This is a genomic window from Paenibacillus sp. 23TSA30-6, assembly GCF_014858585.1.
Taxonomy (GTDB): domain Bacteria; phylum Bacillota; class Bacilli; order Paenibacillales; family Paenibacillaceae; genus Paenibacillus.
Map to the genome: position 1 here is coordinate 1 of NZ_SLTL01000060.1, position 10,387 is coordinate 10,387.

The following is a 10,387-nucleotide window of genomic DNA, read 5'->3' on the forward strand; positions in this document are numbered from 1 at the left end:
TGGCAATTTACAACTGAGCAAGCGAGAGGGAAATTAAAGCACCTCTATCCTGAAATTTGATTCGGCCAAGGTACTAGTCTTTCGGGACAACCCTCAAATGTACAAATCCCTCCACTTATCATCCATAAATGATAAGTTTCTGCAGCTGAAAGTTTTCTCCGCTTTGCGGACTGTGGCTTAGCCATTACGTTTCCTCCAATCGGTAGTTTTTTCTCTGAACATCACTTCGATTAAAAGATCTTATCTTATTAATAGAAATCCCACTTACTCTTTTATCGCCAAACCACACCACTAACTCTCTAGTTCCCACAATGATAAAAAACAAGCTTCCTCGCTGTTAATAATTAATTCACTTGTCAATACTGGAAATTAAGAGACCAGTAGACGAGAGGGTGTTTTCATATGTTTACCGCTAATGTACCTAATGAAATACTTGAGAAGCTTCTTCATATTCCGGAGCCATGGCATATTGAACGATCCGATTTTGACTTGGAGTTGAAGCAGTTAGATATTTATGTGAGATCAAGAAAACGTGCGCTGTTCGCTTGTTCTCATTGCGGAGCTGAAGGGCAACCGGTTCTTGGCATTGCTGCCAAAGATCGCACTTGGCGTCATTTGAACTTTTTTGAATATCCTTGTTATCTTCATGCCGAACTTCCGAAGACTCATTGTGGACACTGTCATCGCACGATGCGCGTACATGTTCCTTGGGCCTTAGATAAACCCAAGCATTATTTCACGCTCCATTTTGATGCGCTCATTATGAAACTGGCCAAGGATATGCCGATGAATGCGATCTCTCGTCTGGTGAATGAACACGATACGCGACTGTGGCGCATCCTGCATTATGATGTGGATCATGCCATCGCATTGCAGGATCTGTCGTATGTGACCCAAATCAGCACCGATGAAACGTCAGCGAAACGGGGTCACAACTACATTACGATCTTCATGGATCCCGAGCAGAAGAATGTCATTTGTGTAGCCGTTGGACGAGACTCGAGTACGTGGGATCTTTGTAAAGAACGCCTGGAGTCACAAGGGGGAAAAGCGACGAATATAACGGAATTATGCATGGACATGTCGCCTGCTTTTATGAAGGGGGCCGCTACCCATTTCCCGGAGGCGGCGATTACCTTCGATAAGTTTCACGTGATTCAAGCCGTAAACGAAGCGGTAGATGAGGTCCGTCGAAGAGAACAAAAGAACTGTGAGACCTTAAAGAACACGCGGTACATCTGGCTGAAGAATGAACAAAATCTGACGCCTGCTCAAAAAGAGAAGTTAGACAAACTGAAAGACTGTGAACTGGATACAGCCAAAGCCTACCGAATGCGTTGGTGTCTGCAAAAGATCTACCAGTACCCACCGTCCATTGCTCCCGCGGTACTGCAAGACTGGATTGAATGGGGACTACGTTGTCGCCTGGAACCCATGGTTCAAGTTGCCAAAATGCTGCAGAGACATTTCAACGGCGTCGTCCGCTGGTTCACCTCCAAACTAACGAATGGATTACTGGAGGGTACGAACAGCTTATTTCAAGCTGCGAAGAGGAAAGCACGTGGCTACCGTTCGGATAAAAACATAATTGCACTCGTTTATCTCCTTGCAGGAAAGCTGAGTTTTACGCTTAAGTAGTAGCTTCGAAGGGGCCTTACCCCTCCCCTTTTAACCCGGTTTTCATAGTTTTGTTGGAAACCCAAAGTAACGTTTTTAGCATGAATTATCGCTAGCGGCGAAGAGCCGAAATGGTAGTACCCATCCTTTATATAGAAAGCTCTAGATCATGGGATAATTTATTGATTAACCTTACAATGTTGACATATCAATCACGAAGCGATAACGCACATCACTACGTAGCACACGCTCATATGCTTCGTCCACATGGTTTGCACGGATGAGCTCAATTTTAGCGGCAACTCCCTGCTCTCCAGCAAAATCAAGCATTTCTTGAGTTTCCCGGATTCCCCCTACGTTTGAACCTGCAATGCTTCTGCGGCCCCCAATCAAGGAGAATACACTGTACTGATCAGGTTTGGCAGGCACACCGACATTGACAAGCGTTCCATCTACGCGGAGCAAGGATAAATATGCATCGACATCAAGATTTGCAGAGACGGTGTTCAAGATAATATCAAATTGCTTAGCCAGTTTACTGAATGTTTCGGGATCGCTGGTAGCGTAGTAATGATCTGCGCCCATCTCCAGAGACTCTTCTTGTTTATTCATGGTCTGACTCAAAACAGTTACTTCCGCACCCATAACATGAGCAAATTGCACCGCCAGGTGACCTAGACCACCCATCCCCACAACAGCCACTTTTTTGCCTGGGCCTGCGTTCCAGTGTTTCAAAGGTGAGTATGTGGTGATACCTGCACACAACAGTGGGCTTGCTGCAGCCAGATCCAGGGAATCCGGTACACGGACCACGAATTCGTCCTTAACCACAATCTTTTGGCTATACCCACCATAAGTGATTTCTCCATCATAACCCATTCCATTAAATACCATCACAACGCCTTTTGTACAATATTGCTCGTCACCACGAAGACAATATTCACATTCTCCACAGGAGTCAACAAAGCAACCCACTCCAACACGATCTCCAACGGTAAACTTGGTAACGTCCGAACCTACTTCAGATACAACACCTGTAATTTCGTGACCAGGGATCATTGGGAAGATCCCATTTCCCCATTCGTTGTGTGCAAAGTGGATGTCCGAGTGACAAATACCGCAGAACTGAATATCAATCATGACATCGTTTGAACGTAAATCTCTCCGTTCGATCATGGTTTTTTCGAATGGGGCATTTGCACTGGGAACACGTAGTACATGCGTTTTACACATCGTCTTCATCGACTCCTTAATTCATTTATCATTGTCCATTTTTGATGACAGGTACACCATTTAGAATTAGAACGTCATACCAAGGACTGGATGTGGCACATATGGTTCCTCCAGCAATGCCATTTCTTCAGGTGTTAATTGGATCGACAGGGCGGCAATCGCATCCTCGATATGAGATATTTCAGTCGTACCTACAATCGGAGCTGTTACCGGATCCTTATGAAGCAACCATGCTAATGCGATTTGCGACATTGGTACTCCACGTGTTTCAGCTACTTTCGCTACACGTTCAACGACTTGGCGATCCGAATCGGCTGTTGCGGAATAAATCGCTTTACCGATGGCATCCACTTTGGCACGTTCGTCCGTTTCACCCCAAGGTCGTGCCAGTCTTCCGGCAGCTAGAGGACTCCATGGCATCACACCAATCTTTTCTTCTGTACACATAGGGAGCATCTCCCGCTCCTCCTCACGGTACATAAGGTTGTAATGATCCTGCATTGCGACAAATTTGGTCCAGCCATTACGTTCAGCGACATGTTGTGCTTTTAAGAACTGCCAGGCGTACATCGTTGAAGCTCCAATATACCGTGCTTTTCCTGCCTTCACCACATCATGCAAGGCCTCCATCGTCTCTTCGATCGGTGTATTGTAATCCCAGCGGTGAGTGTAATACATATCCACATAATCCGTTCCAAGTCTCATAAGCGTTTTATCAATTTCACTCATGATGGCTTTACGGGACAGTCCGCCTCGATTTGGCCCCTCAGCTGCAGGGTAAAACACCTTTGACGCCAGGACTATTTCATCTCGATTTGCATTTTCTTTTAGAATTCGGCCATTGATTTCCTCACTGGTTCCACCAGAATATACATTGGCCGTATCGAAGAAATTAATGCCTGCCTCCAGAGCTTTCTTAATCATGGGACGACTGCGTTCTTCATTGAGCGCCCACGGGAAATCTCCCCGTTCTCCGATACCGAAGCTCATACAGCCCAGACAAATCCGCGATACATCCAAGCCGGTACTCCCAAGTTTCACATATTCCATTTGTTATTCCTCGCTTTCGCAGGTTGTATTTTACTTCAACATTCGAACCTTTTCCCATTGTGATAATTCACATCAATGTATTAGGCAATATTGATGTTTTATGTTACATATGTGTATTATAAACGCAATAGAATACCTTCAATGACCAATAGGATGTGATCCGTGAATTAGTACACAAATCGATTGAAATTGTGAAATTGCTTTATATCTTACTGGAGAGAGAATAGAAACTTCTTTCCTTCTTCCTTTTTTCAGATCCTGATATCAGGGTTGAAAAACAACCAGCATAATAGTTACAACAATCAAAGAGAAATGGACTTTCAGGGCATGTGATAGGTATCCGGCCACCAGCAGACTGAATCCTCCAACTATTTGGACCACCAAATTGAAGCATGTTTATTGACTTAACTCACTCTCTTTACTCATATAAGATAAATAGTAGTACCGGTTGGTCCAAAGCGGTGGATTAGTATGAGTCCTCGAGAATCCCCCCAGACATTGGAAGTTTATTTTTTTCGACTCTAAAACGTTGGCTAAAGAACAATGCAAAAAATAGGCAACCTCCATTACTGGCAGACAGCCTATTTTGCTTGCAACTATGCTATTGTTTTCCCAAACAAACTCCCCTTTTACCTAGTGATAAACAGAGAAGTTGAGGAAGAACTCGTACGCTACTCACGCTCCACAGGATTTTAGTCCTGGAAGCCAGTTTGTCCCTGACGGAATATAAGCCCTAAAAGAGAAACTACAACTCGTGAAAAGCCTTGATTCAACAAGGATTCATGTTTTTTTCTTTTCCAGGCTCCTCAAAGCCCCCCAGCGACACAAAATGGGGCCATTTTAGGAAGTGAGAATACCTCGGAAAATTTGTGAATTTAATCACAAAAAATTAAAAACAAAATATTTAGAAATTTAGGAGAATATATTACATACTCATTTTATGCTAATTCCCGCATCAAACCCTTCTTGAATCGCATGAAGAGCATTGCTTGTTTTCAGTGCCCCACCAACCACTACGACGTTATCGGAGACAGTTTTTAATTCATTGACCAACGTATTATTCGGCTTATACCCCAGTGCAAGGACAACAGTATCTGCCTGAAGTATAAATCTACCCTGACTATTTTCAACTTCAACTCCGTCATCCAATATCTCAACGACTTTAGTCTCTGTGTATTGCTTGACTTCGTACTCATTTAATATTTTCGCCAGATTGAACCGGTTCACACTGTCCAGTTCCTTCATAAGCATTGGGAACATTTCTACAACTGCGACTTGCTTCTCCTGTAGGGCCAAATGCGCAGCTGTTTCCGTTCCCACCTCGCCGCCTCCTGCAATCACAATTTTGTCTCCGGTAGGAACATTTCCAAGCAGTACATCTTCGGCAGTAAATACATGAGGTTTGTCAATGCCTTTAATCGGAGGAAGTATTGGAGTTCCACCAGTAGCTACAATAATACTATCCGGCTGGATCTCTTGTATCAATTCTTTTGTGACTTCAGTGTTCAAATGGATATCCACACCCAGCTTATCCAACTCATTGATAATCCAGGCTGTGTAGGTCGTAAATTCCCCTTTGCTTGGCGGATAGGCTGCCGATACAAATTGACCGCCTAAAAATCCCCTTTGTTCAAATAGGCTAACATCGTGGCCTTTTACCGCCGCTATTCTGGCTGCTTCCAAACCGCCGGGTCCACCTCCAACAACCACAACAGTTTTCGGTTCGGAAACCGGAGTATAGTCTAACTCCCATTCCTTCCCTAATGACGGGTTAACCAGGCATTTCAGGGGGGTATCCGTATACAACGCTCCAACACAGCCCTGTAAACATCCAATGCAGTAACGAATAGAGCTAAAGTCTCCACTCTTTGCTTTGTTAGGCAAGGCAGGATCCGCCAATGAGCCTCTTCCCATGCCAATAAAATCGGCTTTTCCCATCTCCAGGATACTTTCTGCCATGTGCGGATCATTAATGCGATTTACGGTAAACACAGGGATATCAACGATAGTTTTTATCTCGGCGGCAAAATCTATCGCCCAAGCATGCGGAACATACATAGGGGCGACAGTCCCCTTGTTGTGACTTCCATAAACACCATTAGATACATGAAGAGCATCCACCCCCCATTCTTCAAACTGCTTTGCCAGTATTCTTGATTCCGAGATATCTCTGCCTCCCGGAACACCTTCATCTGCAGAAAAACGTATGGTTACAGGAAAGTCGCTTCCCACTTTTTGACGAACGTTCTCATATATTTCTTTTACGAATCTTAATCGATTTTCCAGACCACCGCCATATTTATCTGTTCTCTTATTGACATAAGTGGACATGAATTCTGCAATCAAATACCCATGTCCTGCATGGATTTCCACCCCGTCAAACCCTGCTTTTTGTGCTCTCAAAGCACAGTCCCCAAATTCCTCAACAATTTTCGCAATTTCAGAAATAGTCAACTCGTGCGGAATCTCTCGGTTCCAAGGACACGGAATGGCAGAGGGGGCAACAGGCTGAACGCCGCCGTTTACTGCGCTACTGCTTTGTCTGCCTGCATGATAAATTTGACAAAACACTTTACTTTCATATTTATGAATCGTGTCTGTAAGCTTCTTGTGGCCCTCGATCTGTTCCTCATTCCAAAGTCCTGCAACACATCTATATCCCATTGCATGAGGATTAACTGCGTAATCCTCTGTAATAATCAATCCCCATCCTCCTTTAGCTTTCTCTTCATGATAAGCAATGTACCTGTCTGTTGCAGTTCCATCCTGGTTACAGTAATTAGAAACCATCGCTGTAACTACTAATCTGTTAGGAATTTCACATTCATTAATTTTTTTAGATGAGAATAAATGATTAAGCATTATGAGCCCTCCATAGTTTGTATTTATTACAGCTTTAATATAAACCCTTTAGGTACTACAGGCTCAAGAAGTTTGTTCAAAAATTCACTTACTTTCAGATGCATTCAAACTTTTAGTGCTTAAAAAGAGGGCTTTAATTCACATAAACTTCAAAAAAATGAATCCTCCCTTCCAACGCGGCTGCAGCGCCGGAGTCATAAGGAAATTGATGAAAATGCGACGAATGGTTAAGATAAGCTTGAGTAATCACTATCTGAGATGAAAGTTTGAGTGAAGAAACGTATTGCTATAGATATTGAATTGATATATGGTTGATATATCAACGTTGATTAATCAACTACTTTACCGGAGGTGATGCCTTTTGATTCCCAATGATAATATTGGAGTTTTGATTCGCAATGCGGATTTGATCATTGCCAATCATGTTAGGAAACAGTTAGAACCCTTCAATCTTACTCCAGAACAAAATTTAATTATGCTGATGCTTTGGAACCAAGATGGAATTCCATCCAATGAGCTTGCCTTACAACTCAAAAAGGATAAGGCGAGCATTGCACGGATGATCACTAGTTTAGAAGGAAAAGGATACATTAAAAGAGTTGATGACCCTACTGATAAACGTACTTTTAAAGTGTATTTATCGGATGAAGGAAAACGACTTGCCCATTTTGTTGTTCCGATTCAACAAAAAATACGTGAAACTGTGACTGCTGGAATGACTAAAGAAGAGATCGCTGAACTGATAAAACTCATCACAAAAATTACCAACAATGTTTCGGGAGGGTAAATATCATGAACATCGTTGCAATCGTAGAAAGTCTAAGAAAATAATCGTATAACATGCAAGTTGCTACAACAATGAAAGAACGTTATGAGGGTAAAATACTGATGGAGTTATCATTATTACAACAGAATACAACTGGTCGATTCCTGGCGTTTTAAAAAATGCTTTAGATTGGGCTTCCAGGGTAGACAAAGTATCTATTGGTAAACCCGTAATGCCTTTAGGGGTGACTCTTGGAATGCTTGGAATAATTGATGGAATTAACCTTCGCGATGCATGCTTCATTTTGACTGGCTTATGAATGAAAATCAAATACCTTTAATCTCTTGTACTGGGGCGAGACTTGAAAAATTCGCCTCACAAATGTTTCATATATTCTAAATTTGGTACATGGATTGATAAAAATATCTATAGCTAAAGTGTGTAGGAGGAAGTTATGAAAGATAAAATAGTTATGCCCCTTTGGGCCATCGGAATTTTCTTTACTGTTATGAATTCAACGATGTTTAACGTTTCTTTACCGAACATTATTAAGGATCTGGACATTGCTTCCAATGTCGGCGCTTGGATTATTTCCGGCTATTCAATGGTCTTTTCTTTATCCATCGTCATCTTCAGCCGCTTATCTGACTGGATTCCAATTCGCAAATTGTTGATGTGCGGAATATTTCTAATTTTCGCATCGTGCATAGTTGGTTTCTTCTCCAATCAGTTTGCATTTGTGCTGTTGGCAAGGATGCTTCAAGCTGCTGGCGCTGGTCCACTTCAGGCGCTGGGTCTAATTTTGACAAGCCGCTACGGGCCCGGGGAACGGAGAGGTAACGCAATCGCATTGATTGCCTCCGGTGCGGCGCTTGCTTTCGGTATAGGTCCCGTGCTCGGTGGTTTTATTACGGATTGGGCTGGATGGCATGCGCTTTTCTTGGTTTCCGGTGTTGTAATATTACTAGCGCCTTTGTACATAAAAATGTTACCTGATGAAAAGAGCTACCCATTTCATACCGATTCCAGATTTGATGTGACGGGAACTGTGATGACAATCATATTTGTCTCTTCGCTGTTATTGGCGGTGAGCCAACTATCCTTCATCTTTCTCCTTATAGCAGCGATCTCCTGTTTTATTGCTTTTCGCCATTTCAGAAAAATTACTGATCCCTTCATCTTCCCTTACCTATTTAAAAATTTGAACTATTGCAAATTGCTTGTAATAGCCTTCTGTTCTCTTGCACTCAATATGGGAGTAGTGTTCTTGATTCCGCAAGTATTGTCCAATCTGTTCCATACCACTGCATCCTTCAACGGTCTGATGATTTTCCCAGGAGCGGTTTTTACAGCCATTCTTTCGCCTTTGGTCGGAAGTTGGATTGATCGATCAGACAATTTCCGCATCTCAGTTATTGGACATATTGTTATGCTTTTAGCAGTTATAACAATCACTATGACATTTCACTTTTCACCTTACATGTTGCTTGCTAGCTATGTGTTATTCTCTATCTCCTACAACGCCATCGCTTCCTCACTCCAGAATGAAGTGACAAACGTACTTCCGAAGTCCCAGATTTCTTCTGGAATCGGACTTTTTCAGCTTACTCAGTTCTTTGGCGGATCGGTAGCCACAACTATATTGGGTTTGATGATTTCTATGCAGCATAATAAACCGATTACATACGCCTTTACTATCAATTTCGCCTTTTTGATTGCAATTTCCGCAATATCGCTTGGGATCCTCATTTGGTATAATGCATCGAATAAAAAACGTTTTTCCAATGACGTCTCTCAGTCCACTTAATTTATAGGTAACCAAACTTTAATGTAACGATGGTATCCGTCTGATTCATGAACGCGGGCCAGAATATGTCCAGTCACATTTCCAGCCAACCGATAACCATGTTCTCTAATAAATTCTAATGCGCCATCTAGCAGTTTCAGTGAGAAACTCCCCTTGTCTCCTGCACTAATAACAGTTGTAACGCACCGGGGGTTTTCTATAAGTTTCACCTTATCACTTAGTGGAATATTAAATGCCTCAACATATTCTTTCTTAATAGAAAATCCCCATGCATGGTCATTGGTAACGGCTCTATACATAATATTATTCATTTGCATTTCAACTATGATTTCAATAAATGGAAGATAATTTAACCACGCTTCTAAAATACCATTAAAATCATCTTTTTTTTCATAATTGTAATTATATCGGTGAAGCAAATAATAAGAATCTTGTTGTTCTGCAAAATGGAATTGCCCCAAATCATTTGCAATATTAAGCAATTCTCTTCTCAATTCTTCATTTTTCTTTATTAGCAAACTATAGTGTTTTAATTTATTATTATAGTCGATTTGCTTTTCTTCGATTCGCTTTGAGAATTGCTCCAAATTATCATAATGCATTATATTTTGAATATCGGAAAGAGAATAGTCCAGACTTCTGAGCCGCTTGCATTCTGTCAGGAAATTAATATCCCATGGCTCATAGGAGCGATAATTATTTTTATCGTTTTTGTTAGGATGGACAATATCTAATTTTTCATAATAACGCAGTGTATCAATGGGGATATTTAAGATTTTAGAAACCTGACCGATTTTATAATTCATGGCGTCGACATCTCCCTTTTAGTAACCTTAATTAATCTCTTGCAATAATTATAAAAAATTAATAAAAGAGTAGATATGATATTGTTGGCCATTTATATATCAAGGAGAGCGTAAAATATATTGTGTAAATAGAAAAAGGAAGACCTTTTCTAGTAGAATTGAGTTACCACACAACAATTCAGAGAGAGGTCTTCCCTATGAATCATTTTACAACAGATTTAGTTCAGGCTCTAGTCACAAAACAGG

The 10,387-nt window shown here is 41.6% G+C and carries 8 protein-coding genes; 4 read left to right on the forward strand and 4 right to left on the reverse strand.

The window, feature by feature from the left end; all coding sequences use genetic code 11:
* The first annotated feature begins 402 nt into the window (after positions 1–402).
* Positions 403–1,638: an ISL3 family transposase gene (locus E0698_RS25845; protein ID WP_192513375.1), complete on the forward strand. Its 1,236-nt coding sequence runs from the start codon at positions 403–405 to the stop codon at positions 1,636–1,638.
* A 171-nt stretch (positions 1,639–1,809) separates the two neighbouring features.
* On the opposite strand, the gene E0698_RS25850 is transcribed toward E0698_RS25845, so the two are convergent.
* The 3 genes from E0698_RS25850 to E0698_RS25860 form a co-directional block, all read right to left on the reverse strand.
* Complete coding sequence (locus E0698_RS25850) at positions 1,810–2,850, reverse strand: NAD(P)-dependent alcohol dehydrogenase (protein WP_192513376.1); 1,041 nt, start codon at positions 2,848–2,850, stop codon at positions 1,810–1,812.
* Positions 2,851–2,916: 66 nt separating this feature from the next.
* Entirely contained in the window at positions 2,917–3,900 is a 984-nt protein-coding gene (locus tag E0698_RS25855) for an aldo/keto reductase (protein WP_192513377.1), read from the reverse strand.
* 933 nt (positions 3,901–4,833) lie between these two features.
* A complete protein-coding gene (locus E0698_RS25860) occupies positions 4,834–6,762 on the reverse strand; it encodes an oxidoreductase (RefSeq protein WP_202895082.1) in 1,929 nt (642 codons plus the stop codon).
* Between the two features lie 361 nt (positions 6,763–7,123).
* Between E0698_RS25860 and E0698_RS25865 the strand changes: the two genes are divergently transcribed.
* The 3 genes from E0698_RS25865 (at position 7,124) to E0698_RS25875 (ending at position 9,335) form a co-directional block, all read left to right on the forward strand.
* Complete coding sequence (locus E0698_RS25865) at positions 7,124–7,549, forward strand: MarR family winged helix-turn-helix transcriptional regulator (RefSeq protein ID WP_192513378.1); 426 nt, start codon at positions 7,124–7,126, stop codon at positions 7,547–7,549.
* Positions 7,550–7,688: 139 nt separating this feature from the next.
* Positions 7,689–7,847, forward strand: coding sequence for an NADPH-dependent FMN reductase (locus E0698_RS27550; RefSeq protein WP_337916453.1), 159 nt, complete (start codon positions 7,689–7,691; stop codon positions 7,845–7,847).
* A gap of 135 nt (positions 7,848–7,982) precedes the next feature.
* Positions 7,983–9,335, forward strand: coding sequence for an MFS transporter (locus E0698_RS25875; RefSeq protein WP_192513379.1), 1,353 nt, complete (start codon positions 7,983–7,985; stop codon positions 9,333–9,335).
* Here the strand turns inward: E0698_RS25875 and E0698_RS25880 are convergent.
* On the reverse strand, positions 9,332–10,141 hold the full coding sequence (locus tag E0698_RS25880) for a helix-turn-helix domain-containing protein (RefSeq protein ID WP_192513380.1): 810 nt from the start codon (positions 10,139–10,141) through the stop codon (positions 9,332–9,334). The genes E0698_RS25875 and E0698_RS25880 overlap by 4 nt on opposite strands.
* Positions 10,142–10,387: the final 246 nt, after the last annotated feature.